22 protein-coding genes are annotated in these 24172 nt (G+C 70.9%); 7 read left to right on the top strand and 15 right to left on the bottom strand.

What is annotated here, in order from left to right:
- Positions 1 to 103 precede the first annotated feature (103 nt).
- Positions 104 to 1336: an MFS transporter gene (locus BGO45_RS08850; protein ID WP_292693043.1), complete on the bottom strand. Its 1233-nt coding sequence runs from the start codon at positions 1334 to 1336 to the stop codon at positions 104 to 106.
- 81 nt (positions 1337 to 1417) lie between these two features.
- On the opposite strand from BGO45_RS08850, the gene BGO45_RS08845 reads away from it, so the two are divergent.
- The gene (locus BGO45_RS08845; RefSeq protein ID WP_292693040.1) at positions 1418 to 2290 is read left to right on the top strand and encodes a LysR family transcriptional regulator; all 873 of its coding nucleotides are present in this window, start codon (positions 1418 to 1420) and stop codon (positions 2288 to 2290) included.
- Positions 2291 to 2438: 148 nt separating this feature from the next.
- Here BGO45_RS08845 and BGO45_RS08840 read toward each other — a convergent pair whose 3' ends face one another.
- From BGO45_RS08840 to BGO45_RS08815, 6 genes are all read right to left on the bottom strand, one after another.
- Positions 2439 to 4448 carry a hypothetical protein gene (locus tag BGO45_RS08840; protein ID WP_292693037.1) on the bottom strand — a complete coding sequence of 670 codons (2010 nt, stop codon included), beginning with the start codon at positions 4446 to 4448 and terminating at the stop codon, positions 2439 to 2441.
- Positions 4449 to 4589: 141 nt separating this feature from the next.
- A complete protein-coding gene (locus tag BGO45_RS08835; protein ID WP_292693034.1) occupies positions 4590 to 5657 on the bottom strand; it encodes a glycosidase in 1068 nt (355 codons plus the stop codon).
- 2 nt (positions 5658 to 5659) lie between these two features.
- Positions 5660 to 6487, bottom strand: coding sequence for a carbohydrate ABC transporter permease (locus BGO45_RS08830; protein ID WP_292693031.1), 828 nt, complete (start codon positions 6485 to 6487; stop codon positions 5660 to 5662).
- On the bottom strand, positions 6484 to 7458 hold the full coding sequence (locus tag BGO45_RS08825; RefSeq protein ID WP_292693029.1) for a carbohydrate ABC transporter permease: 975 nt from the start codon (positions 7456 to 7458) through the stop codon (positions 6484 to 6486). Before BGO45_RS08825 ends, BGO45_RS08830 begins: the two co-directional genes overlap by 4 nt.
- Position 7459: 1 nt before the next feature.
- Positions 7460 to 8743: an extracellular solute-binding protein gene (locus tag BGO45_RS08820; protein ID WP_292693027.1), complete on the bottom strand. Its 1284-nt coding sequence runs from the start codon at positions 8741 to 8743 to the stop codon at positions 7460 to 7462.
- 38 nt (positions 8744 to 8781) lie between these two features.
- Positions 8782 to 9807 carry a LacI family DNA-binding transcriptional regulator gene (locus BGO45_RS08815; RefSeq protein WP_292693024.1) on the bottom strand — a complete coding sequence of 342 codons (1026 nt, stop codon included), beginning with the start codon at positions 9805 to 9807 and terminating at the stop codon, positions 8782 to 8784.
- Positions 9808 to 10021: 214 nt separating this feature from the next.
- Here BGO45_RS08815 and BGO45_RS08810 point away from each other — a divergent pair, with 214 nt between their 5' ends.
- Both BGO45_RS08810 and BGO45_RS08805 read left to right on the top strand, forming a co-directional pair.
- Positions 10022 to 11449, top strand: a complete 1428-nt coding sequence (locus BGO45_RS08810; protein WP_292693021.1) for an NAD(P)/FAD-dependent oxidoreductase — start codon at positions 10022 to 10024, stop codon at positions 11447 to 11449.
- Between the two features lie 64 nt (positions 11450 to 11513).
- A complete protein-coding gene (locus BGO45_RS08805; protein WP_292693018.1) occupies positions 11514 to 12029 on the top strand; it encodes a DUF1697 domain-containing protein in 516 nt (171 codons plus the stop codon).
- Between the two features lie 236 nt (positions 12030 to 12265).
- Here the strand turns inward: BGO45_RS08805 and purH are convergent, their stop codons facing one another.
- The 4 genes from purH to BGO45_RS08785 form a co-directional block, all read right to left on the bottom strand.
- Positions 12266 to 13876: a bifunctional phosphoribosylaminoimidazolecarboxamide formyltransferase/IMP cyclohydrolase gene (gene purH / locus BGO45_RS08800; RefSeq protein WP_292693015.1), complete on the bottom strand. Its 1611-nt coding sequence runs from the start codon at positions 13874 to 13876 to the stop codon at positions 12266 to 12268.
- 55 nt (positions 13877 to 13931) lie between these two features.
- Positions 13932 to 14525, bottom strand: a complete 594-nt coding sequence (gene purN, locus BGO45_RS08795; RefSeq protein ID WP_292693013.1) for a phosphoribosylglycinamide formyltransferase — start codon at positions 14523 to 14525, stop codon at positions 13932 to 13934.
- Positions 14526 to 14529: 4 nt separating this feature from the next.
- Positions 14530 to 16026 (bottom strand): DUF6350 family protein, encoded by a 1497-nt coding sequence (locus tag BGO45_RS08790; RefSeq protein WP_292693010.1) that lies wholly within the window; start codon positions 16024 to 16026, stop codon positions 14530 to 14532.
- A 135-nt stretch (positions 16027 to 16161) separates the two neighbouring features.
- Positions 16162 to 16599 carry a nitroreductase family deazaflavin-dependent oxidoreductase gene (locus BGO45_RS08785; RefSeq protein ID WP_292693008.1) on the bottom strand — a complete coding sequence of 146 codons (438 nt, stop codon included), beginning with the start codon at positions 16597 to 16599 and terminating at the stop codon, positions 16162 to 16164.
- Between the two features lie 65 nt (positions 16600 to 16664).
- Between BGO45_RS08785 and BGO45_RS08780 the strand changes: the two genes are divergently transcribed.
- Positions 16665 to 18116, top strand: coding sequence for an NCS2 family permease (locus BGO45_RS08780; protein ID WP_292693005.1), 1452 nt, complete (start codon positions 16665 to 16667; stop codon positions 18114 to 18116).
- 337 nt (positions 18117 to 18453) lie between these two features.
- Here BGO45_RS08780 and sucD read toward each other — a convergent pair whose 3' ends face one another.
- Together sucD and sucC are read right to left on the bottom strand one after the other, a co-directional pair.
- Positions 18454 to 19356: a succinate--CoA ligase subunit alpha gene (sucD, locus tag BGO45_RS08775; protein ID WP_076491136.1), complete on the bottom strand. Its 903-nt coding sequence runs from the start codon at positions 19354 to 19356 to the stop codon at positions 18454 to 18456.
- 17 nt (positions 19357 to 19373) lie between these two features.
- A complete protein-coding gene (gene sucC / locus BGO45_RS08770) occupies positions 19374 to 20537 on the bottom strand; it encodes an ADP-forming succinate--CoA ligase subunit beta (RefSeq protein WP_076491137.1) in 1164 nt (387 codons plus the stop codon).
- 246 nt (positions 20538 to 20783) lie between these two features.
- On the opposite strand from sucC, the gene BGO45_RS08765 reads away from it, so the two are divergent.
- Positions 20784 to 22025, top strand: a complete 1242-nt coding sequence (locus BGO45_RS08765; RefSeq protein ID WP_292693001.1) for an FAD-dependent oxidoreductase — start codon at positions 20784 to 20786, stop codon at positions 22023 to 22025.
- Positions 22026 to 22049: 24 nt separating this feature from the next.
- Here the strand turns inward: BGO45_RS08765 and BGO45_RS08760 are convergent, their stop codons facing one another.
- Both BGO45_RS08760 and BGO45_RS08755 read right to left on the bottom strand, forming a co-directional pair.
- On the bottom strand, positions 22050 to 22367 hold the full coding sequence (locus tag BGO45_RS08760) for an antibiotic biosynthesis monooxygenase (protein ID WP_292692999.1): 318 nt from the start codon (positions 22365 to 22367) through the stop codon (positions 22050 to 22052).
- On the bottom strand, positions 22364 to 22849 hold the full coding sequence (locus BGO45_RS08755; protein WP_292692997.1) for a nucleoside deaminase: 486 nt from the start codon (positions 22847 to 22849) through the stop codon (positions 22364 to 22366). The genes BGO45_RS08760 and BGO45_RS08755 overlap by 4 nt, the downstream gene beginning before the upstream one ends.
- Before the next feature lie 130 nt (positions 22850 to 22979).
- Here BGO45_RS08755 and BGO45_RS08750 point away from each other — a divergent pair, with 130 nt between their 5' ends.
- Together BGO45_RS08750 and BGO45_RS08745 are read left to right on the top strand one after the other, a co-directional pair.
- A complete protein-coding gene (locus BGO45_RS08750) occupies positions 22980 to 23579 on the top strand; it encodes an NADPH-dependent FMN reductase (protein WP_292692995.1) in 600 nt (199 codons plus the stop codon).
- Positions 23576 to 24151, top strand: a complete 576-nt coding sequence (locus BGO45_RS08745) for a TetR/AcrR family transcriptional regulator (RefSeq protein ID WP_292692993.1) — start codon at positions 23576 to 23578, stop codon at positions 24149 to 24151. The genes BGO45_RS08750 and BGO45_RS08745 overlap by 4 nt, the downstream gene beginning before the upstream one ends.
- The last annotated feature ends 21 nt before the right edge of the window (positions 24152 to 24172 follow it).

Raw genomic sequence — 24172 nt, 5'->3', positions numbered from 1 at the left:
GACCGGGCCGTGCGGCATCCGCGTGTCTTGGACACTCAGCGGGGCGGGGCGGGGCGGGGCGGGGACGGGGCGGGACGGGGTGGACGCCGACCCGACCGCGACGTCAGGCGATCCGCGCGGTCTCGCGGAGGATCACCAGGCCGCCCCAGACCGACAGGGCCAGCACCAGCACCACGAAGCCGAGGAACACCGGCACCAGCGGGAAGACCAGGAGCGCCACGCCGACGGCCAGCGGAGGCACGGTCATCCCGGCGAAGGCGAGGAGGAAGACGCCCGACGTGATCTCGCCGCGGGTGCGGGGGTCGGCGAGCGACCCGGCCGTGGCGAGCGCCCCGCGGAAGAGGAGGCCGACACCGGCGCCCGCGACGATCCCGCCGATCACGAAGAGGATGCCGGAGGTCGAGAGGTCCGCCGCGCCCAGCGTGACGAGTCCGACGATCATCGCCACGAGACCGAGGCGCAGCTGCGTGCGGGTGGAACGGCCGGCGAAGACGACCTGTGCCACCGCGGCGGCACCGAACACCGAGAACGACACGGCCCCGGCGACGAGGTGATCCGTGACGCCGAGCCGGCCGGCGAGGAACGTCGGGGCGACCGAGCCGAACAGTCCCGTCACGGCGAAGGCCGCGAAGGCGGCGGTTCCCGCGGCCCAGTACGCGCGCCGGGCGTCGGCGGGGATCCGCACCCGCTGCGGCCGATAGCGGTACGTCCGGTCGACCTCGACGGTCTCGGGGACGAAGGCGTAGGCAGAGCCCAGCGCGAGGAAGCCGACGAGGAACACGACGTACGGCAGGACGAGGGGTGCCGGGCTGAACTCGGCGTAGAGTCCCCCGACCAGGGGGCCGAGGGCGAGCCCGCCCATGTTGGCCACCCCGGCGATCGTCGCGGCGAACGTCGGGGATGCCGGGTGCGACACGCGGCGCAGATCGGCGAGGTGCGCGGTGGCCGAGGCGGTCAGGAGACCGATGCCCAGCCCCGCGACGAGGCGCGCGGCGATGACGCTTCCGACGTCGGCACGCAGCACGAACACCAGGGCCGCGACGATCTCGAGCACCGTGGCCGCGAGGATGAGCGGGCGGCGACCGAGACGGTCGCTGAGGTGCCCGGCCAGATACAACGACACCATGACGCCAATCGAGTACGCGGCGAACATCACGGTGAGGAGGAACGTGGGGAAGCCGTCCCGCGCCTGGTACAGCGCGTAGAGCGGCGTCGGCACCGTGTTGAAGGCCATGAGCGCGAGGAACGTGGCGGCCGTGACCCAGAACCCGGTCCGGTGCGAGAGACGCGCGGAGGCCGCCGGGGCGGCCACCGGAAGGGCGATGGAGGAAGTCATGACCCCAGGATGCTCCGCCTATCGCATCGAGGGAAACGAACGTTTTCGATCAGAGTGATCGATTGAGTCTATTATCACCGCATGGAGACACGCCTCCTCGAGTACTTCGTGACCGTCGCGTCCGAACGCAACGTCACCGCCGCCGCCGCCCGCCTGTTCGCGGCACAGTCGACCGTGTCCGCGGGCCTCGCGAGCCTCGAGCGTGACCTCGGGGTGCGCTTGTTCGAACGTTCGACGAAGTCCGTGCGGTTGACGGCGGCGGGCGAGGCGCTCCTCCCGTACGCCCGCGCACTCCTGGCCGACGTCGACGCGCTGCGCGGCGTGGCATCCGAGTCCGGCACCGGCGTCCGCGGACTCGTGCGCATCGGCACGTTCGCGGGGCTGCGGGTCCTCGACCTCCCCGAAGTCCTCGCGCGCCTCCGCCGCTCGCACCCGCTCATCGACGTGCGGGTCACGGTCTCGGCCACGGGGTCGCTCGGGCTGTTCGACGACCTCGACCGCGATCGTCTCGATCTCGCGCTGACGGCTCTACCCCCGGCATCCGGTGCCGTGTCGCGACCTCTGGCCTCCTTCCCCTACGTCGCCGTCCTGCCCGAGACGCACCCGCTCGCCCCGGACGACCGCCCGATCGCCCTGGCGGAGCTCGCGGGCGACGACTGGATCGACGTGCTCCCCGGTTTCGGCAACCGCGTGCAACTCGACGGCGAACTCGCGCGCCGCGGGGTGACGCGCCACGTCATGGCGGAGGTCGGCGAGCTCGCCGCCGTCCCGGAGTACGTCGCCGCCGGACTCGGTGTCGCCGTGATCCCCGACGTCGTGCCGACATCCGGCTGTCGCGTCCGCCCCGTCGCCGACGACCTCCCACCCTGGACGGTGTCGCTGACCGTGGGCCCGGCCGCGGTGCGCCGACGGCACGTGCAGGCGGTGGTGGAGGCGATCCACGCCCCGCACTGAGGCATCCGGGTCGTGGCATCCCGGTTCGGGGCGGATTCCTCCGTCCGGGGCGCGGATCTCACGCCCCGAACGGGGAATCACGCCCCGAACCCCGCATCACGGATGCCACGGCGGCGCCGAACCGAGGAAGGTCGGCGCCACCGGAGTATCAGCGCTCCGCGACCGCGAACCCGCCCGACGGCAGGAGCACCGTGATCTCGCCGTCGAACGCGCTCGTGCGCAGCAGCGTGCCGCGGGCGTCGTAGACGCGGACGGTTCCGCCCCCGGAGACGGTCGTCCGCTGCGCGCCCGGCGCGCTCGACTGCACGAGTTCGCTACGGCCCCCGGCACCTTCCAGCACCAGGCGCGACACGAATGGCCGCACGATGAGCCCGTCGAGCACCAGGTCGCCGCGCTGCGCGGTGACGTTCAGCTCGGTCTGGCGCTCCGACACCGCCGCGGTGAGCGCGTGCGGCAGCAGCGCACCGGGCGTCGGGGAGATGCCCTGCGCGGGGCCGGTGATCTTCAGCACACCGTTCCCGCGCCAGCGCGAGAACGACTGCTCCCCCGGCCGCGTGAACACGACCGGCTCGACCCAGCGCTTCGTGTCGGCGGAACCGATGTCCCACGCAGCGCTCTGCCCGGCCTTCAGCGTGAGGGCGTCGCCCGACCAGCTCGACTCCCCGGTCCACGACGCCGGCGTCGACACGGTGCCGTCGGTGGACGTGGCATCCTCCGCCTGCACGAACGTGAGGCCGACGCGATCGGTGACCGAGGTGAGCGCCGTGGCCCGCGCGGCGATCGTCGGGTGCGCGTCGAGCGCGAGGGCGGTGAGCAGTCCGTGCATCGTCGACTCGGCGCCGCTGTTGCGGTTGACCGTGCCGTCGGGCTGCAGCCCGTCGAACGTCACGCCCGTCGCGGGGTCGTACATGCGCGCACCGGCGTGGTTGCCGCCGAAGAACCAGGCGGCCTGGATGCCGGCGAGATCAGCGAACGCCGAAGACCCGGTCGTGTCGGCGAGCGCCACGAGCGACTGCACGCGCGAGTCGGCCCCGTAGGCGATCTGCACGCGGTCGGTGGGGCTCGGGAACCAGCCGTTGTCCGGACCGCCCGCCGTCAGCAGCGTCGTGGTGAAACCGGTGGCGTCGGCGATCGCCGGATCGGCGAGCGCAGGGTCGTCGAGCACGTCGGCGGCCACGGCGAGCGCCGCGGGCATCTGCGAGCCCCACGCGTGCCACATCGCCGGCGACTGCGCCCACGGGAGCACGGCGCCGTAGGGCCATTCGCGCGAGGACCCGGATGCCATGGCCGCCACGCCCTCGGCGAGCTCCCGTGCCGCGGTGGTCGAGGAGTCATCCCCCGCCCGCACAGCGGCGGTGAGTCCGAGGATCGCCTCGGCCGAGGCATCCGCCCCGTCCACGATGAGCCACGCGGGCACCCTCTTGCCGTCCGACTCGACGTACTGGCCGTACTTCGAGAGGACGTCGCGCTCGATCGCGCCGCGCGACAGCGCCAGGCGCTCCTGGAGGAACGCGGCGAAGTCGGGGTCGTCGTCGGCGAACGCCGCGTAGCCCTCGCCGAGCGCCCACACCGTGCGGGCGAGCCAGTAGCTCGGGCCGGAGTCGGACGGGTCGGGCAGCTCCACCGGCTCGGCGGAGGGGTTCAGCTCGCCGTCCGGCTGCATCCACAGCACGACGTTGCCCGCGTCGGGACCGTCCGTGGTCTGGTGGTACGCCACCGTGCGCAGCAGTTCGTACGCCTTGTGCCGGCTGTCGGTGTCACCGGTCTGCTGCCAGTGGCGCAGGTAGACGACGGCGGCGCGGGTGGTGTCGTCGGCGTTGTACGCACCCTGACTCCAGTCACCGGTCGCGGGGTCGAGGGTGCCGCCGCCGATGCGCTCGAACGTCCCGCCGTCGCGGGCGTCGGCGTAGGTCCACGGCGCGAGGAGCGTCGGCTCCTCGGCGAGGCGGTAGGTGGTGTGTCCTTCGACGCCGGCCGGCGTCGGCGAACCGAGGAGGAAGTCGAGGTGGTCGAGGTTCGTCAGCGGCGAGGTCGTCGCGGCCGCGGCCGGAGCGGTCTGCGCCGGGGCCAGCGCCGACGCCGGCGCAGCGCTCAGCGGCACCGCCAGGGCGACCGCGCCCGCGAGGGCCAGGCCGCGTGCACTCCATCGTGCGTTCATGGGGGATCCTTTCGATGGGGGTGGGGCGCAACCCCTGCGAAACCGCCCGCCGGTCGCCCGAGGGCGGCGGTGATGGCAGTCCCGCAGGAGTCGTGACCGCGCCGCGCCCGGGCCGTCGCGGCGCCGGACGCGACGCGACGCTCAGTCGGTGCGCTCGAGCAGGGCGACGCCGATCTTCGAGTCGGCCATGCCGTAGAACACGAAGTGGCGGCCGTCGATCTCCTCGATCGCGGTCGGGAAGACGACGTTCGGCACGATGCCGCTGCGCTCGTCGTCGGTCTCGGGGGCCAGCAGCGGCTCGGGCGTCCGCGCGATCACGCGGCTGGGGTCATCGGCATCCAGGATCAACGCACCCGCGGCGTAGTTGACCTTCTGCTGCTGCGAGAACGCGCTGTCGATCACGCCGGTCACGCCGTGGTGCAGCACGAGCCACCCCTCGGGGATGCGCAGCGGCGGCGGTCCTCCGCCGATCTTCACGGCCTCGAACGGGAACGCCGGGCCCGCGACGAACCGGTGCTGCTCCCACAGCGCGAGGTTCGCGAGGTCCTCGCGGACGGATGCCACGGGCACGTAGCTGATCCAGATGGACTGCCGCTCGTCCTCGACGCCGGCCGGCACCCGCACGCCCTGCCCGGGCTTGGTCTCGCCGAGGTCCCACATGGGTCGGTGCAGCACGGCGAACGCCTCGCTGCCGTCGGGGGCCGTGACCGTCTCGGGGAAGAAGACCGTGTCCTTGTTGTGGAACAGGTTCAGGTCCATGTCGAGGTCGTCCTGGTAACGGAACAGCACGGGTCCGAGACGCCGCCAGTCGCGCAGGTCCTCCGAGACGGCGACGGCGGTGCGCGGCCCCAGCGGGCCATAGGCGACGTACGTCATGACGTGCAGGCCCAGGGCTTCGATCCAGGTCGTGCGCGGGTCTTCGGTTCCGGCGTTCTCGGCACCGCGCTCCCAGCCACGGTCGGGTTGGAGCACCACGCCCTCGCGTTCGACGGCGACGGGCACACCGTCCTCGACGACGACGCGGGCGAGGCCCACGCGCGAGACGTTGCCCTCGGCCACGAGGCGCGGCAGCAGGTACAGCTCGCCGTCCGGGCCGCGGCCCGAGGCCGGGTTGAGGACGCCCTCGGCTTCGTCGGCGTTGCCGGGTTCGGGGGTCATCACCACACCCACACGTGTGAGGCGGTAGGGGACGGGGGAATCGGGGGTCATTGTCATCCTTTCACTCCGGATCCGAGGTCGTTGGAGGTGAAGTAGCGCTGGAAGATCAGGAACAGCGCCACCGCGGGGGCGGCGAGCACGACGGCGCCGGCCATCATCGCGCCGAAGGGGTTGGTGGTGGAGGCGGCGATCGTGGAGATGAAGTTCGCCAGCGACACCGCCAGCGGCTGCATCGCGGCATCCTTCGTGATGAGGAAGGGCCACAGGAACTCGTTCCACGGACCGATGAAGGTCAGCAGGACCGCGGTGAGCAACGCCGGCCGCACGAGGGGCAGCGCGACGCTCCACAGCAGCCGGAACTCGTTCGCCCCGTCGATCCGGGCGGCGTCGAACAGCTCCTTGGGGAGCTGCAGGAAGTACTGCCGGAAGATCACCACCGCGGTGGAGTTGATGAAGAACGGCAGGATCATGCCGAGGTAGCTGTCGCTCAGCCCGTAGTCGCGGGCGATCATGACGTACAGCGGGATCATCAGCAGCTGGAACGGGATCACCTGCACCAGCAGCACGAGCGCGAACGTGGCCGAGCGGCCGCGCCACTTCAGCACCGCCAACGCGTACCCGGCGAGCACGCCGAACACGATCGTGCCGAGGATCACTCCCCCGGTGAAGATGCCCGAGTTGACCAGGCCCTTCAGCAGGTTGATGCGCCCGTCGATCGCCGTGTAGTTCTCCAGCGTCAGGTTCGACGGGTGCGGGAACGCCCCCGCGATCGAGGTGTCGGGGTTCGTCTGCAGCGAGCCGACGACCATGTAGTAGAAGGGGAACAGGAACGCCAGGGCGCCGAGCGTGAGCACGCCGTAGGTCACGACCTTGGACTTCATGATTCCTCCCTCCCCACGAACCGGCGCTGGAGCGCCGCGATGATCAGCACGAAGATGATGAGAACCACTCCGATGGCCGCGGCCACGTCGGGGTTCTGCTGCTCGATGCCCTTCTGGTAGATCAGCAGCACGGGCGACGTGGACGCCCCGTTGGGGCCGCCGCCGTTGGTCAGCAGATACGGCTCGGTGAAGAGGTTCGCGCCGGTGATCGTGGCCAGGAGCACCACGAGGAACGTCGCCGGGCGGACGCCCGGAACGGTCACCGAGAAGAACTGCCGAAGGCGTCCGCCGCCGTCGACCGCGACCGACTCGTAGAGCTCGCGCTGGACGTTCTGCAGCGCCGCGAGGTACAGCAGGATGTAGAACCCGAGCCCCTTCCACGTCACGAACAGCGCGATCGTCGGCATCGCGAGCGCCGAGTTGACCAACCACGACGGGTTCGGAGCGAGCGGGCCGAGGGCGTTGTTGATCAGCCCCGAGTTCGAGAACAGGAACAGCCACACCGCGACCACCGCGACGGACGCCGTGACGTAGGGCACGTAGAACGCGACGCGGAAGAACGCCCGGGCGCGCACCACGCGGTCCAGCGCCGTGGCCAGCACGATCGACAGCACGACCGTCAGCGGGACGTTGATGAGCAGGAAGATCCCGACGTTGCCGAACGACCGCCATACGGCCGGGTCGCTGAGCGCGGTGACGTAGTTGTCGAGGCCGACGAAGGGCCGGTCGACCTGCGCTCCCGGGGCGGTGAAGAAGTAGTCGTGGAACGACATCCACACCGCGAACACGATCGGGTAGGCGAAGACGACCCCGATGAAGATCACGTACGGAGCGGAGAACAGGATGCCGAGCGGCTGCGCCCCGAGGAGGCGGCGCCGTTTCTTCCCGGCATCCCCCGCTCCCCCCGCACGTCCGGACCGGCCGGGGTCGCCCCCGGTCCGTCCGGACGTGCGGGTGAGATCGACGGTCATGTCACTTCCCCGCCGCGAGCTGGTCGATCTGGGTCTGGGCGTCGGAGAGGAAGGTGTTCACGTCCTCTTCGCCGAAGATGACCGACTTGGAATACGCGTCGCGGAACGCCTGCCAGATCTCGACCGAGCTGACGACGTTGGGCACCTCGACGGTGCGCGCGGCCTGGTCACCGAACTGCTGGTACGCCGGGTTGGCGGCGAAGTAGTCGGCGTACGTGGTGGTCAGGTCGGTGCGGAGCGGCATCTGCCCCGTCTCCTCCAGCCACTTCCCGTCCTGCTCCTGGCTGGTGGCGAACTTCAGCACCTCCCACGCGGTGCCCTTGTTCTGGCACGCGGTGAACAGGCCGACGTTCTTCGCGTCGCTGAAGGTCCAGGTCTGGTCGGCCGCGGTGCCCTTCTCCGTCGGCACGGGCACGGCGCCCCAGTTGACCTTGTCCTTGTAGACCGACACGGCCCACGGCCCGACGATCGCCATCGCGGCCTTGCCGTCGGCGAACGCGTCGCCCTGGTACTGCTCGTTGCCGGCGAGCTTGTCGGCGTAGATCGTGCGCCAGAAGTTCGCCACGGCCTCGCCGTCGGCGTCGTTGAAGGTGGCCTTGCCGTCTTCGACGAGCTGCTTCCCGCCGGTCTGCGCGGCGTACAGCGGGTAGAAGTCGAACCAGGATTGGAAGAATTCGCTCGTGGGCGCCGGGTTGATGGCGTAGTCCGAGACGCCCGCCGCCTTCAGCTTCTGCGACGTGGCGAGGAACTCGTCGTACGTCGACAGCTGCGGCTTCTCGGGGTCGAGACCGGCCTTGGCGAACAGGTCCTTGTTGTAGAAGATCATCACCGGGTTGCTCTTCCACGGCAGCTGGTAGAAGCCGCCGTCGTCGGAGCGGTACTGGTCGGCGAGGTCGCCGCTGCGGTCGGTGATGTACTGCTCGCCGTCGGGGAAGTCCGACAGGTTCACGAGGCCGCCCTGGCGCTGGAAGCCGGGCACCGCCGCGGGCGAGGTGTTGAACACCAGGCACGGGGCGTTGCCCGCGGTGATCGCCGCGCCGATGACCTCTTCGCTGGACGATCCGGCGGGGATCTCCTGCGCGGTGATCTGCTCGTCGGGGTGGTCGGCGTTCCAGGCCGCCACCATCTGCTGGCCCCACGCGATCTCCGCGGCGTTGTTGGAGTACCAGATGGTGATGGGGCCCTTGGCATCCATTCCGGATGCTCCCCCGCCGCCTCCGCTGCACGCGGAGAGGGCGAGGATGCCGGTGGCGGCTACTGCTGTGGCGAGAATGCGTCGTCGCATGTCTTCCTCCTTGTGGGGCGGGCGGGGGCCCGCGGGTGTCAGCTTCGAGTCGGCGGCGCGGTGGAGTCGCGCACCTGCAGACCGGGGTCGGCGAGCGCGAGCGCCTCGGGCTCTCCCCCCGCGATCGCCTGCAGCAGTGCGCGCGCCGCGGCCGCCCCCCAGCCCCGCGCGTCGGTGGAGACGCTCGTGAGGGCGGGGAACAGGTGACGGCCGAGTTCGGTGTCGTCGAACCCGGTGATCGAGAGGTCGCGGGGCACCGACAGACCGCGGCGCTGCGCCGTGCCGAGCCCCGCGACAGCCATGTTGTCGTTCGAATAGACGATCGCCGTGGGCGGGATCTCGGCGTCGAGCAGCGCGGTGGTGGCCCGCGCCCCGTCGGCGGCACTGAAGTCCGTCTCGATCACACGGGCCCGGATGCCACGTGCCCGCGCCGCGTCTTCGAACGCCGCTGCGCGATGGCGCCCGTGCAGCATCGCGAAGGGTCCCGCGACGTGCGCGATGTCGGTGTGGCCGAGGTCGGCGAGGTGGTCGACCGCGAGGCGGATGCCGGCGCCGTCGTCGACCGAGACGGAGGTGAACGGGCTGTCGACGTCGGGGACGCCCAGGGTCACGGCGGCGATGCCGAGGCTCGCGACGAGGTCGATCCGCGGATCGTCGGCCCGGAGGTCGGAGAGGATCACGCCGTCGACGCGACGGTCGGCCGCGAGTCCGCGATAGGTCTCCTCCTCGTGGCGGCCGGGAGTGGCGGCGGCGAGCACGAGCACCTGGCCCGAGACGGAGAACTCGTCCTCGACGCCCGCGATGAACGACGGGAAGAAGGGGTCGGCGGCGATGACGTCGGGGCTGCGGCCGATGACCAAGCCGCACGCGAACGCCCGGCCGACACTGAGCGAACGGGCGCGCAGGCTCGGGCTCCAGCCCATCTCGGCGGCCACCGACAGGATGCGGTCGCGGGTGTCGGGGGCGACGCCGGCGCGGCCGTTCAGCGCGAACGACACCAGGCCCTTGCTGACCCCGGCGCGCCGCGCGACATCGGCGATCGTGGGTCGCGTCTCGTTCGTCATGCTGCACCTCGTCGTGGCATCCGTCGTTCTAAACCGGTTCAGTGCGGTCGAGCCTAAACCGGTTCAGTCGCGGCGTCAACCCTTGAAGGGCGCTCCGTGGCCCCGGGGCGCCGCAGGTGGCCCCGGGGCCACGGCGGACACCGATGCGTGCACCAGTGCCGGAGAAGCACCGCAACCCCTCCCCCGTGTCGGTGCCCCTCGATAGCGTGGGGGCATGAGCGAACGCGAATTCGACCTGATCGTCATCGGCGCCGGCCCCGTCGGTGAGAACGTCGCCGACCGGGCGGTGCAGGCCGGACTCACGGCCGTCATCGTCGAGTCCGAGCTCGTCGGCGGCGAGTGCTCCTACTGGGCGTGCATGCCGTCGAAGGCGCTGCTGCGCAGCGGTGCCGCACTGCGCGCCGCTCGCGACGTCGACGGCGCGAAGCAGGCCGTGACCGGCGACCTCGACGTCGCCGCGGTCCTCCGCCGCCGCGACTCCATGACCAGCAACTGGAACGACGCCGGCCAGGTCTCCTGGCTCGAGGGCGCCGGCATCGAACTCGTGCGCGGCCACGGCCGCCTCACGGGCGAGAAGACCGTGCGTGTCACCGCCGACGACGGCACGGTCACCGACCTCGTCGCCCGCCACGCGGTCGCGGTGTGCACGGGTTCCGCGGCGCTGCTCCCCGGCATCCCGGGCCTGGCCGACATCGAGCCGTGGACGAGCCGCGAAGCGACCGCGGTGCAGAGCATCCCGGGGTCGCTCGCGATCCTCGGCGGCGGAGTCGTCGGCGCCGAGATGGCGACCGCGTTCGCGAGCCTCGGCGCCGAGGTCACGATCATCGCGCGCTCGGGCCTGCTGGGCGGCACCGAGCCGTTCGCCGGCGAGCTCGTCGCCGACTCGCTGCGCGCACGCGGCGTCACGGTGAAGACGGGAGTGGATGCCACAGCCGCCCGCCGCGACGACGCCGGGCGCCGCGTGCTCGAGCTGTCCGACGGCACCGCGGTGACCGCCGACGAGCTGCTCGTGGCGACCGGCCGCGTGCCGCGCACCACCGACCTGGGCCTCGAGACCATCGGCCTCGAAGAAGGGTCGTGGCTCGACGTCGACGACACGCTCCTCGTACGCGGCTTCGACTGGCTGTACGCCGTCGGCGACGTGAACCACCGCGCGCTCCTCACCCACCAGGGCAAGTACCAGGCTCGCGCCGCGGGCGACGTCATCGCGGCACGCGCCCGGGGCGGCGAGGTCGACGACCGCCCGTGGGGAGCCCACGTCGCGACCGCCGACCACGACGCCGTTCCGCAGGTCACGTTCACCGACCCCGAGGTGGCGTCCGTCGGCCTCACCGCCGCCGGCGCCGAGAAGCGCGGCCTGAACGTGAAGGTGCTCGATTACGACCTGGCCCACGTCGCCGGGTCGAGCGAGCAGTCCGACGCCTACATCGGCAAGGCCCGCGCGATCGTCGACCTCGACCGCGGCGTCCTCGTCGGCGCGACGTTCGTCGGCCCCGACATCGCCGAGCTGCTGCACTCCGCGACGATCGCGATCGTCGGCGAGGTACCGGTGAAGCGGCTGTGGCACGCGGTCCCGTCGTACCCCACGGTCAGCGAGGTCTGGCTGCGTCTGCTCGAGACGCTCGGTCGCGACTCCGCGTGAGTCGCCCGGCAGCGCCGGTACAGCAACATTTCCAGGCGAGCCACACGAGCAGAAAGGGCACGGTATGCCGAAGACCGTCGCGCTCATCCGTGGTGTCGGTGGCCCCACGGCCCTGAAGATGCCGGAGCTCCGCGAGGTCCTGGCATCCGCGGGTCTCGGTGACGTCGTGACGCTCCAGGTGGCGGGCAACGTCGTGCTCGACGACGGCGGCCGCTCCCCCGATGAGATCGCCGGGACGATCCGGGATGCCGTGCGCACGGCGTTCGGCCACGACCTTCCGGTGATCGTGCGCTCCCACAGCGAACTGCGTGAGGCGCACGCCCGCAACCCGTTCGCCGACGCTGCCGAGGGACGGTGGGTGCAGACGGTGTTCCTCGACGCCGCGCCCACCATCGCGCTGGAGGTGCCCGATGGCATCCCGGAAGACGCGGTGCTCGAGGGCCGGGAGGTGTTCGTTCGGTACCCCGAGGGAATCGGCGGGTCGAAGCTCCAGGCCGGATGGTTCGAGAAACGCCTCGGTGTGACCGGTACGGCTCGCAACGCCAACACGATCGCGAAGCTCATCGCGCTGAGCGCCTGACGCATCCCGGCGCCGGCGCCGCACCCTCGCCGCCACGGCTGCCCGCCCTAAACAGCGATAAACGCGATCCACGACGAGAAACGCGACGCCGGCGCGTTTCTGGGCGGGAATCGCGTTTATCGCGAGGAACCGCCCCCACGACCCTGCTCCGGGAATCGGCAGCACCCCCGCCCACGGCCGGGGAAAACGCAGCCGCCCCCGCGGCCGAAGTCGCGGGGGCGGGGGTGAGCCGGAGCTCAGTGGAAGAAGTGGCGCTCGCCCGTGAAGAACATCGTCACGCCGGCCGCGCGCGCGGCGTCGACGACCTCGGCATCCCGCACCGAACCGCCGGGCTGGATGATCGCCGAGATGCCCGCGTCGATGAGCACCTGGGGGCCGTCGGCGAAGGGGAAGAAGGCGTCGGATGCCGCGATCGAGCCGGCCGCGCGGTCACCCGCGCGTTCCACGGCCAGACGGCACGAGTCGACGCGGTTGACCTGGCCCATGCCGATGCCGACCGTGGCCGAGCCCTGCGCGAGAACGATCGCGTTGGACTTCACGGCGCGGCACGCCTTCCAGGCGAAGATGAGGTTCGTCATGTCCTCGTCGGCGGGACGCTCGCCCGAGACGAGCTCCCAGTCCTTCGCGACCGACTCGATGTCGTCCGGGAAGCGGTCGGCGTCCTGCAGCAGCAGGCCGCCGGAGACGAGGCGCACATCCATCGGCTCCTGGCGCCAGTCGGCGGGGAGCTGGAGCACGCGCAGGTTCTTCTTGAGCTTGAAGACCTCGAGTGCCTCGGGCTCGAAGTCGGGCGCGATGATGACCTCGGTGAAGATGTCGCGGAGGTTCTCCGCCATCTTCAGCGTGACCGTCCGGTTGGCGGCGATGACGCCGCCGAACGCCGAGACGGGGTCGCACTCGTGTGCGCGCAGGTGGGCCGAGGCGATCGGATCGAGCGCGTTCGGCGCCGCGACGGCGATGCCGCAGGGGTTGGCGTGCTTGATGATCGCGACGGCGGGCTTGACCATGTCGAACGCGGCGCGCAGCGCGGCGTCGGCGTCGACGTAGTTGTTGTACGACATCTCCTTGCCCTGCAGCTGCGTCGCCTGCGCGATGCCGTGACCGCCGACACGCGTGTAGATCGCCGCGCGCTGGTGCGAGTTCTCGCCGTACCGCAGGGTCGACAGGCGCTCCGCCTGGATCGTGAGGTGCGCCGGCAGGTCGATGTCGTCGCCGAGAGTGCCCTCGGCGAACCACGTCGAGACCGCCGTGTCGTACGCGGCGGTGTGCGAGAAGGCGCGGGCGGCGAGCTCGCGACGCTGCACGAGATTCGTACCGCCCTGCGACCGCAGCGCGTCGATGATCGCCGGGTACGACTCGGGCGAGACGACGATGGCGACGTTGGCGTGGTTCTTCGCCGACGCGCGGACCATCGCGGGACCGCCGATGTCGATCTGCTCCACGACGTCGTCGCCCTCGGCTCCGGATGCCACGGTCTCGACGAACGGGTAGAGGTTCACGACCACGAGTTCGAAGGGCAGGATGCCGAGGTCGTCGAGCTGCGTCTCGTGGCTGGCGAGGCGCAGGTCGGCGAGGAGGCCCGCGTGCACGTTCGGGTGCAGCGTCTTCACGCGCCCATCGAGCGATTCGGGAAAGCCGGTGATGGCCGAGACGTCGGTGACGTCGTAGCCGGCGTCGCGCAGCAGGGTCGCCGAACCGCCGGTCGAGACGATCTCGACGCCCGCCGCTGCGAGCGCCTCGCCGAGTTCGAGCAGACCGGTCTTGTCGCTCACCGACACCAGCGCGCGGCGGATCGGGACGACGTCACGGGGACGGTAGTCGGCGGGGTCGTGGCGGGGTCCGGCCATGGCTGCGGCTCCTGTGTCTCGTGGGATGCGGAAGCGGGCGTCCACCCGCGGGGGATCAGGGGGTGCGGGGTGCCGCGAGGTCGAGGTCGCCCTCGGCGATCCGACGGACGACGTCGATGAGCAGACGCCGCTCGACGGGCTTGATGCGCTCGTGGAGCGCCGCTTCGTCGTCGCCGGGGAGCACGGGGATACGTTCCTGCGCGAGGATCGGGCCGGTGTCGACTCCCGAGTCGACGACGATGACGCTCGCACCGGTCTGGGTGACGCCGGCGGCGAGCGCGTCGCGGACACCGTGCGCGCCGGGGAACTCGGGCAGGTACGCGGGGTGCGTGTTGATGATGTGCGGCTCCCACTCGGCGACGAGGTCGGCCGGCAGCAGGCGCATGAGGCCGCTGAGTACGACGAGGTCGGGTCGCCACACGCGCAGCTGCGCACCGAGTTCGGCACCCCATTCCTCGCGCGAGGCGAACGCGTCGAACGGGACGAGGAAGGTCGGGATGCCGAAGTGCTCGGCATGGGCGAAGCCGTCGGCTTCGCGATCGGCACCGACCGCGATCACACGCGCCGGGAAGTCGGGGGCGGCAGCCGCCTCGAGCAGGGCACGGAGGTTGGAGCCGGTGCCGGAGATGAGGACGGCGACCGTGAGCACGGGGTCAGTCTACGGGGCGCGCGCCGCGACCATCGGTCGCGTCGGTTCCGCCCTCGGTGCGCCATTCGGCGGGCATCGGCTCCACTCGCGCCCACGCATCCCGGATCCGCGCCTGGACATCAGCGTCGGAGTCCACGGGCGCGGTGCGGTTCTCGTCGCCGCCGCGCCCGGACTCGGGCTCGGGCGTCCACGGCGCCGACACCGCGGCCGGGAGCAGCGCTTCGGAGGGACGATCGCGGAACGCCTGCACGGCTTCGGGTTCACGGTCGACGGGGTGGAGGTCGCGCGGCGATCGACGCGGAAGCGGAGTCCGCGGCGCGAGGAGCAGGATCGCGAGGCCGACGAGCACTTCCAGTCCGAGCGCGAGCGCGAGGGGGCCCGGCTGCGGCCCTGTCTCCGCGAGACGCCCCGGCCCGATGGCACCGCTCGAGAAGATCGCGATCACCGCCCCTCCTCCCCCGGTGACGGCGGCCACCGCCACCGCCACGACGAGCCGCGGGGCGACCGGTTCGTGATCGGCGCGTTCGGGCATCGCGGAACGCAGGATCCACCCCGTCAGCGCGCCGACCGCGACCGGCAGCAGAGCCAGGAGCAGCAGCCACGGCGTCGTCGACTCGGGGATGATCCCGAGGATGGGGATGCCGGGAACCGCGCCGACCTGCGTGGCCGCGGGGGTCACGGCGGTGTCGGTGCCCAGGGCGAACCCGGGGCCGGCGGCGAACGCCACCGCCCACGCCACCAGGGTCGGCAGGTACACGAGCTGCCCGAGCGCGAGGACCGTGGCCCCGATCCCGTCGACGTTGCTCGCCTGGAAGAGGGTGATGATCTGCGTGCCGCGTGCGACGAGACCGGCGGCCACGACGACCCCTCCCACCGCGACGAGACCCAGCGTGGTCAACGCCGCACCGCGCAGCACGAGTGTCGGCACGGCGGCCCAGTCGCTCGGCATCCGCTCGATCCTGGCCCGGACGAGGTCGATCGGACCTTCGTCGCCGATGCGCCACGCGCCCACGACGGCGCCGAGGAACGACGGGACCGCGAAGATCAGCGACGGGAAGAGGATCGCCTGCCACGTTTCGAACGAGACCAGCGGGGCCCCGGACGTGAGGGCGATCAGAGCCGCGAGGCCCGCGAACACCACCGTCCCGGAGAGCCAGCCGGTCAGCGCCGCCCCGGACTCCGCCGCCCGGATGCCGGAGCGCGCGGCGAACAGGCCCGTGAACGCCGCGAACGCCAGGGGCGCCAGCGACAGGGTGAACGTCGCCAGCGACGGGTCGACGCCCGTGGCGGCGAGGTAGGCGTCGGGAAGGGTCACCGTGATCGGCACGAAGTGGCCGAGATGCCACACGGCCGCGGCGGACGGCCACAGCGCGGACCAGTCGGCGTCGCCGAGGGCGACGACCCACATCAGCGCGAGCGGCGCGAGCACGACGGCGATGCCGACCGCGGCGGCCAGGAGGGCGTCGAGGGCGGCGAGGAGAGCGACGAGGAGACGATGCATGAGCAGACCGACCCTACCCGCGGTTCCTCGCACGGCTCCTCAGGCGCGGCGGCGTCCCCCATCCGCACGTGAGGGGTCATCCTCTTTCGCGTCGAGCTCCGCGGAGCGACAGAAGACGACCCCGCACACGAGCGGTCAGGCGACCGGCTCCAGCACGAAGACCTCGATGCGGCGCTCGGTCTTCTTCTGGTACTCGTCGTAGTCGGGCCACACCGCCACGGCGCGGGCCCACCATTCGTCGCGTTCGGCGCCCTCGGCCTGGTGCGCCTGGTACTCGCGCTTGACGTCGCCGTCCTGCAGTTCCACCGTCGGGTTCTTCACGATGTTGTGGAACCACGCCGGGTGCTCGGGCGCACCACCCTTGGATGCCACGACGAGGTAGCGACCGTCATGTTCGACGCGCATGAGGGCGGTCTTGCGCAGGCCGCCCGTTTTTGCTCCGACGGTGGTGAGGACGATGATGGGAACTCCCCGCAGTTCCGCAGCCTCCTGGCCCCCGGTGGCCTCGAAGGTCTCGGCCTGCGTACGGGCCCATTCGCTGGTGCTGGGCAGATACTCTCCTGAGAGTGGCATGTCCCCCACGATAGGCCCGCTCCCCCCACCCCGGCATCGCGTCCCTCTTCTTTCCTGGAGCCCCCATGAGCACGCCCGCTCCCGAGACCACCGCCGCCCCCGCCCCGAAGAACGCGCTCGACCGGTTCTTCGAGATCACCGCCCGGGGTTCCTCGGTCGGCGCCGAGGTGCGCGGCGGCGTGGTCACCTTCGTGACGATGGCCTACATCGTCATCCTCAACCCGATCATCCTGTCGGGCACGCCCGACGTCGCCGGCAACGCCCTCGACTTCCCGCAGGTCGCCGCGGTGACCGCGCTGACCGCCGGCGTCATGACCATGCTCTTCGGCCTCGTCACCCGGCTGCCCTTCGCCTTCGCCGCCGGTCTCGGCATCAACTCGTTCCTCGCGGTGGGCATCGTCGGCGGGGTCACGTGGCCGGAGGCGATGGGCCTCGTGGTCATCAACGGCCTCATCATCGTGCTGCTCGCGGTCACGGGTCTGCGCCGCATGATCTTCGAGGCCGTCCCCCTCGCGCTGAAGACCGCGATCACGGTCGGCATCGGCCTGTTCATCGCCTTCATCGGCTTCGTCGACAGCGGCCTGGTCACCGCGACGGGTCTGTCGTCGCCGCCGGTCGGCCTCGGCGTGCAGGGCTCGATCGCCACGATCCCGACCGCCCTGTTCGTGCTCACGCTGCTCATCACGGCCGTGCTGATGGTGCGCAAGGTCAAGGCGGCCCTGCTGATCGGCCTGCTCAGCGGCACCGTGATCGCCGTGATCGTCGAGGCGATCGCCCAGCTCGGGCCGCGTTCGGCCGAGAACCCCGGCGGGTGGGGCCTGAGCGTCCCGACCGTGCCGACGCAGTGGGTCGGCCTCCCCGACCTGTCGCTGGTCGGCCAGGTCGACCTCTTCGGCTCGTTCGGGCGGATCGGCGTGCTCGCGGCGCTCATGCTCGTCTTCACGCTGGTGTTCACGAACTTCTTCGACGCCATGGGCACGATGACGGGCCTCTCCCGCGAGGCCGGGCTCGCCGCTCCCGACGGGACGTTCCCCCGCCTCCGCTCGGCCCTGATCATCGAGGGCATCGGCGCCGTCGCCGGCGGCGCCACCTCGTCGTCGTCGAACACGGTGTTCATCGAGTCGGGTTCGGGCATCGGCGAGGGCGCGCGCACGGGTCTCGCCAACGTCGTGACCGGAGCGCTGTTCCTGCTCGCGATGTTCTTCACGCCGCTCACGAGCATCGTCCCCACCGAGATCGCCGCCGCGGCGCTGGTGATCGTGGGCGCGCTCATGATGGGGCAGATCCGCCACGTCGACCTCGGCGACCTGTCCGTGCTCATCCCGGTGTTCCTCACCGTGACGGTGATGCCCCTGACGTACTCGATCGCCAACGGCATCGGCGCGGGCTTCGTCAGCTGGGTCGTCATCCAGGCGCTGTCGGGCCGCGCCCGCCGCGTGAGCCCGCTGCTGTGGATCGTCGCCGCCGGCTTCGTCGTCTTCTTCGCCCGCGGCCCCGTGGAGTCGCTGCTCGGCTGACCCTGTACCCACGAGGGGGCCCGGATGCCACGGCATCCGGGCCCCTTTGGCGTAGCCAACGACCCGCGCCCTGGGCGTGGGTGTCCAAGACACGCGGATGCCCCGCGACCTCGTCCGCGTGTCTTGGACACCGAACCTGCGGCGCAGCGCCCCGCCGGCCACGCCGGGCCCGCCGCCGCGGGTGCCGACGCCCAGGGTTTCAGTGTCCAAGACACGCGGATGCGCCGCCCCGCCGTCCGCGTGTCTTGGACACTGAACCTGTCGCACAGCGCAGCGCGCCGCCCGGGAACGCAAAGGGCCCGGATGCCATGGCATCCGGGCCCCGAAGGAGAAGCGCTTACAGGCTCTCGATGATCTCGCGCATCAGGGCGGCCGTCTCGGACGGCGTCTTGCCGACCTTCACGCCGGCGGCCTCGAGGGCCTCCTTCTTCGCCTGGGCGGTACCGGCGGAGCCGGAGACGATGGCACCGGCGTGGCCCATGGTCTTGCCCTCGGGGGCGGTGAAGCCCGCGACGTACCCGACGACCGGCTTGGTGACGTTGGCGGCGATGAACGCGGCCGCGCGCTCCTCGGCGTCGCCGCCGATCTCGCCGATCATCACGATCGCCTTGGTCTCGGGGTCGGCCTCGAACGCGGCGAGCGCGTCGATGTGGGTGGTGCCGATGATCGGGTCGCCGCCGATGCCGATGGCGGTCGAGAAGCCGAGGTCGCGCAGCTCGAACATCATCTGATAGGTCAGGGTGCCCGACTTCGACACGAGACCGATCGGGCCCTTGCCGGTGATGTTCGCGGGCGTGATGCCCACGAGCGCCTCGCCGGGGGTGATGATGCCGGGGCAGTTCGGACCGATGATGCGGGTCTTCTCGCCCTTCGACTTGGCGTACGCCCACGCCTCGGCGGTGTCGCCGACGGGCACACCCTCGGTGATCACGACGAGCAGCGGGATCTCGGCGTCGATGGCCTCGACCATCGCGTCCTTCGTGAAGGCGGGGGGCACGAACGCGATCGACACGTCGGCGCCGGTCTCGCGGATGGCCTCTTCGACCGACGCGAAGACGGGAAGCTCGACGTCGTTGCCGGCGGCGTCCTTGTGGGTGACGGTCGTGCCGGCCTTGCGGGCGTTCACACCGCCGACGACCTGGGTGCCGGCCTTGAGCATGAGGGCGGTGTGCTTGGTGCCCTCGCCGCCGGTGATGCCCTGGACGATGACCTTGGAGTCCTTGTTGAGGTAGATCGACATTTCTCTGTCCCTATCCCTTACGCGTTGGCCAGCTCGGCGGCCTTGTCGGCGCCCTCGTCCATACCGGCGGCGAGGGTGACGAGCGGGTGGTTGGCGGCGGCGAGGATCGCACGACCCTCTTCGACCTGGTTGCCGTCGAGACGGACGACGAGCGGCTTGGTCGCGGCGTCACCGAGGATCTCGAGCGCCTTCACGATGCCCTCCGCGACGGCGACGCACGAGGTGATGCCGCCGAAGACGTTGACGAACACGCTCTTGACCTGCTCGTCGCCGAGGATGACGTCGAGGCCCGCGGCCATGACCGTGGCCGAGGCGCCGCCGCCGATGTCGAGGAAGTTGGCGGGCTTCACGCCGCCGTGGTTCTCACCGGCGTACGCGACGACGTCGAGGGTCGACATGACCAGACCCGCGCCGTTGCCGATGATGCCGACCTGGCCGTCGAGCTTGACGTAGTTGAGGTCGTGCTGCTTGGCCTTGGCCTCGAGGGGGTCGGCGGCATCCTTGTCTTCGAGCTCTTCGTGCTCGGGGTGACGGAAGCCGGCGTTCTCGTCGAGCGAGACCTTGCCGTCGAGGGCGATGATGTCGCCGTCCTCGGACTGGATGAGGGGGTTCACCTCGACGAGCGTGGCGTCCTCGCCCTTGTAGACGTTGAAGAGCTTGACGAAGACGTCGGCGACCTTGGGGGCCAGCTCGTCGTCGAACTTCGCGGCCTTCGCGATCTCGAGCGCCTTCTCGGGCGAGATGCCCTCGAGCGGGTCGACCTCGACGCGCGCGAGCGCTTCGGGACGCTCGACGGCGAGCTCTTCGATCTCCATGCCGCCCTCGACGCTGGACAGCGACAGGTAGGAGCGGTTGGCGCGGTCGAGCAGCACCGAGAAGTAGAACTCCTTGGCGATGCGGGCGCCCGCGGCGACCATGACGCGCTTGACGACGTGGCCCTTGATGTCGAGACCGAGGATGGCCTGCGCCGCCTCGAAGGCCTCGTCGGGGTTCTTGGCGACCTTCACGCCGCCGGCCTTGCCGCGGCCTCCGGTCTTGACCTGAGCCTTGACGACGACGACACCGCCGAGCTTCTCTGCGGCCGCCTTCGCCTCCTCAGGGGTGTCGGCGATGATGCCGGCGAGCACCGGCACCTCGTACTTTTCGAACAGGTCTCGTGCCTGGTACTCGTAGAGATCCACGGATGATCCTTCGCTGGGCGATCGGTGGTGGGAGGAGGCGTGAGATCTCTCGATATCAAGAGATCTTTGCCAAGCGACAACCCTACTAGACCGGGCTGAACGAGCCGGACGCGGGTACCTCCGGACGGAGGGGATCCGGGATGCCGACAGTTCGCGCAGGAGCTTTCGACGGGGGTCGCACGGGCCGACCGTGCCACGGAGCTACGTTCGGGCGCATCGCACCGTGAACCAGGAACGGCAGCCCTCATGAGCGAAAGAATCGCGCCCCGCCTCCATCTCGTCGACGTGGCCGACAGCCGCGACGGCTTCACCCTCCGCGACTACCTGACGCGCAGCGCCATCCCGTTCGCCTTCTCGACGGTGCCGCCCGGGTTCGCGGGTGCGGTCGATGGCATCCCTCTGCGGGATCGGCGGCTGCCCGTCCTGATCGTCGACGACGAGGTGGTGCTGGAGGATCCCACGCCGACCGAGGTGGCGATGCAACTCGGATGGGTGATGCCCCCGCGTCGGCGCACGTACGACCTCCTGATCTTCGGTGCCGGGCCGGCCGGGCTGTCGGCGGCGGTGTATGCGGCGTCCGAAGGGCTGTCGGTCGCGGTGATCGAGCGGGACGCGGTCGGCGGCCAGGCCGGGTCCAGCAGCCTGATCGAGAACTACCTCGGCTTCCCGCACGGCATCTCGGGCGCCGAGCTCGCCGACCATGCGCGCCAGCAGGCCGTCCGTTTCGGCGCGGAGTTCATCCTCCTGCGCGAGGGCGTCGACCGCACGTTCCGCGACCACGACGTGCGGGCCGTCCTCGCCGACGGTTCGCGGCTGACAGCGGGCGCGGCCGTGTGCGCCACCGGCATCCGATGGCGACGTCTGGGCCTGGAACGCGAGACGGACTTCTTCGGCGCCGGCCTCTACTACGGGGCCGGGACGAGCGAGGCCCCGGCGTGCACCGACCAGGACGTGTACGTCGTGGGAGGGGCGAACTCCGCCGGCCAAGCCGCGATGAACCTCGCCGCGTATGCGCAGCGGGTCACTCTGATCGTGCGCGGACCCTCGCTGTCGTCGACGATGTCGAGCTACCTCTCGACCCGGGTGCTCGCGCAACCCAACGTCCGGGTGCTCACCGACACGCGCGTCGTCGGGCTGGACGGCGACGCACGGCTACGACGGATCGTGCTCGATCGACGCGGCACCCGGACGACACGGGATGCCGAACACCTCTTCGTCTGCATCGGCGGGGATCCCAACACCCGGTGGGCGGCGCACACCGGCGTCCATCTCGACGCCCGGGGATTCGTCGCCACCGGACCCGACCTCACCCCGGAACAGCGGACGACCTGGCCCCTGGAACGGGACCCGTTCTTCCTCGAGACGTCCGTCCCCGGGATCTTCGCGGCCGGCGACGTGCGTTCGAACTCCATCAAGCGGGTCGCGTCGGCCGTCGGCGAGGGGGCGATGGCCGTGACCCTCGCCCACCGGTATCTCAGCGAGGTGTGAGCGCGCGGACTCCGCCGAGGTGCATCAGTGGGCTGCGGCGCGTCCGACCGGCGTGGACGCGAAGTGCCGCAGCTCGAGCGGCCGCCGCAGGAACCGCTCCTCTTCCGGGAACGTGACCGGCTGGGTGCGCCAGTCCGTCCCGGCGTAGGCGACGAGCGCGGCCTCGTCCGCCCACTCGCTGACGTACTGCACGCGGCTCGGGTCGGCCAGGTCGACGAGCACGTCGTGGCGAAGCAATCCGTCGTACCGCTCGGGGAATGACGCGACGAGTTCACGCAGAAGCGTCAGGAACTCGTCGGCGAGGCCGTCCCGCACGTGCGCCTCCGAGACGCGGACGATCACCGCCAGAACCCCCGATGCGGCTCGGCGGCCTCGTCTTCGAGGTGCGGTCCCGAGACCGCGGTCGGCTGGCTCCCGCGGACGAACACCTCACGAGACGGCAGGTCCAGCTCCCGTCCGTCTTCGCCCGATTCGGCGAGCGCGATGAGCCCTCGTCCCGACAGGGCGTAGACCATGCGCCCGATCCCCGCCCAGAACATCGCCCCCGCGCACATCGCACAGGGTTCGCACGACGTGTACAGGGTGGATGCCGCCAGCTCGGTGGCATCCAGTTCCTTCCAGGCCAGGCGCACGAGGTTCGTCTCGGCGTGGCCGGTCACGTCGCGATCCGTGATGACCGTGTTCTCGGCCTCGAGCGCTCGACCGTCCGCGGTGACGAGGATCGCGCCGAACGGGTGGTTGCCGTGGGCGCGCGCGTCGATCGACACCTGGATCGCACGTCGGAGGTGCGCGGTCTCGGTCGGGTCGAGGGTGTCGGTCGTCATGGCCACGATCCTAGGGACGAGGGATTGCGGCGAGGTTTCCCGGCCACGTCATCGCCCCGCGGTCGCTTCCCCCGTCGAAAGTCACACCGAGCCTACTGACTGACGGTCAGTCAACATGTATGTTGGTGTCATGGTCCGCTTGCCCGCCCGCGCCGCCGAACGCCTCTCCGTGGGAGTGGTCGTCGGCAGCCTCCGCTCCACGTCCGTCACCCGGCTCATCGCCGACAATCTCGTGGCCGCCGCCCCCGACATCGTCGACGCGCGGTTCCTCGATATCTCCGACCTGCCGCTCTACAACGAAGACCTCGACATCGAGGTGTCCGGCGAGGCCCCCGCACCGTGGACGCGCTTTCGCGCGGACGTGCGCGCCACCGACGCGGTCCTGTTCGTGACCCCCGAGTACAACCGCTCGGTCCCCGCACCCCTCAAGAATGCGATCGACGTGGGCTCCGCTCCACACGATCAGAACGTGTTCGCCGGTCGACCCGCCGCGGTCGTCTCCGCATCCCCCGGACGCATGGGGGCGTTCGGAGCGAACCACCACCTCCGCCAGTCGCTGGTGTTCCTCGACATGCCGACCATGCAGCAGCCCGAGCTGTACATCGGCGGCAGCTACGAGCTCTTCGACGGCGACGGTCGCCTGATCGACACCGGAATGTCGCACCGGTTCGCCCAGTACATGGAACGATTCGTCGCATGGACGCAACGGCATCCGAGAGTTCTCGCGTGAGTCCGACGATCGAGCTCGCGCGTCGCGCGCCGGATCAGCGCCGGGCAGCGGTGATCGACGCGGCACGTGAGCTGTTCCTGGCGCACGGAGTCACCGCGACGAGCATGGATGCCATCGCCCGCCGCGCGGGCGTCGCCAAGGGCACGGTCTACCTGTCGTTTCCGACCAAGCAGCACCTCGTTCACGCCATCGAGGCGGAGTTCGACGCCCGCATCCTCGACGCCGTGAAAGGGGCCGCCACCATCGGTTCCGATGCGCCCACCGCGGCGTCAGCGTGGTGCACGGCACTGGTGACCGCGTACCTCGACCAGCTCGAGGTCCACGACATGCTCTTCTACGGCGTCGGCGCGCGCGCCGCCGAGCGGATCATGGATGCCACCCTGAGCGACTCTCTCGCCGAAGTGCTGGACGCTCGCGGCGTCCATGACCCCGGCGCGGTCGCGTCGTTCCTCATCGGGGGCGTCACCGCGCTCGCCGACGCGGCGATCCTCCAGCAAGACGACAATCGCGATGCCCTGCTCAGGCGGGTGGAGCGGCTGGCGTCTGCTGCCGTCGGGGTACGCAGCTCCTGAGCTCGGCCCGTCGCCGACGAC

The organism is Microbacterium sp. 71-36 (assembly GCF_001898305.1).
Lineage (GTDB): Bacteria > Actinomycetota > Actinomycetes > Actinomycetales > Microbacteriaceae > Microbacterium.
This window is presented reverse-complemented; position numbering and strand designations above follow the sequence as displayed.

Coding starts and splice junctions, on each gene's coding strand:
- BGO45_RS08850 (WP_292693043.1), bottom strand. CDS start 1,336: ATGACTTCCTCCATCGCCCTTCCGGTGGCCGCCCCGGCGGCCTCCGCG.
- BGO45_RS08845 (WP_292693040.1), top strand. CDS start 1,418: ATGGAGACACGCCTCCTCGAGTACTTCGTGACCGTCGCGTCCGAACGC.
- BGO45_RS08840 (WP_292693037.1), bottom strand. CDS start 4,448: ATGAACGCACGATGGAGTGCACGCGGCCTGGCCCTCGCGGGCGCGGTC.
- BGO45_RS08835 (WP_292693034.1), bottom strand. CDS start 5,657: ATGACCCCCGATTCCCCCGTCCCCTACCGCCTCACACGTGTGGGTGTG.
- BGO45_RS08830 (WP_292693031.1), bottom strand. CDS start 6,487: ATGAAGTCCAAGGTCGTGACCTACGGCGTGCTCACGCTCGGCGCCCTG.
- BGO45_RS08825 (WP_292693029.1), bottom strand. CDS start 7,458: ATGACCGTCGATCTCACCCGCACGTCCGGACGGACCGGGGGCGACCCC.
- BGO45_RS08820 (WP_292693027.1), bottom strand. CDS start 8,743: ATGCGACGACGCATTCTCGCCACAGCAGTAGCCGCCACCGGCATCCTC.
- BGO45_RS08815 (WP_292693024.1), bottom strand. CDS start 9,807: ATGACGAACGAGACGCGACCCACGATCGCCGATGTCGCGCGGCGCGCC.
- BGO45_RS08810 (WP_292693021.1), top strand. CDS start 10,022: ATGAGCGAACGCGAATTCGACCTGATCGTCATCGGCGCCGGCCCCGTC.
- BGO45_RS08805 (WP_292693018.1), top strand. CDS start 11,514: ATGCCGAAGACCGTCGCGCTCATCCGTGGTGTCGGTGGCCCCACGGCC.
- purH (WP_292693015.1), bottom strand. CDS start 13,876: ATGGCCGGACCCCGCCACGACCCCGCCGACTACCGTCCCCGTGACGTC.
- BGO45_RS08790 (WP_292693010.1), bottom strand. CDS start 16,026: ATGCATCGTCTCCTCGTCGCTCTCCTCGCCGCCCTCGACGCCCTCCTG.
- BGO45_RS08785 (WP_292693008.1), bottom strand. CDS start 16,599: ATGCCACTCTCAGGAGAGTATCTGCCCAGCACCAGCGAATGGGCCCGT.
- BGO45_RS08780 (WP_292693005.1), top strand. CDS start 16,665: ATGAGCACGCCCGCTCCCGAGACCACCGCCGCCCCCGCCCCGAAGAAC.
- sucD (WP_076491136.1), bottom strand. CDS start 19,356: ATGTCGATCTACCTCAACAAGGACTCCAAGGTCATCGTCCAGGGCATC.
- BGO45_RS08765 (WP_292693001.1), top strand. CDS start 20,784: ATGAGCGAAAGAATCGCGCCCCGCCTCCATCTCGTCGACGTGGCCGAC.
- BGO45_RS08755 (WP_292692997.1), bottom strand. CDS start 22,849: ATGACGACCGACACCCTCGACCCGACCGAGACCGCGCACCTCCGACGT.
- BGO45_RS08750 (WP_292692995.1), top strand. CDS start 22,980: ATGGTCCGCTTGCCCGCCCGCGCCGCCGAACGCCTCTCCGTGGGAGTG.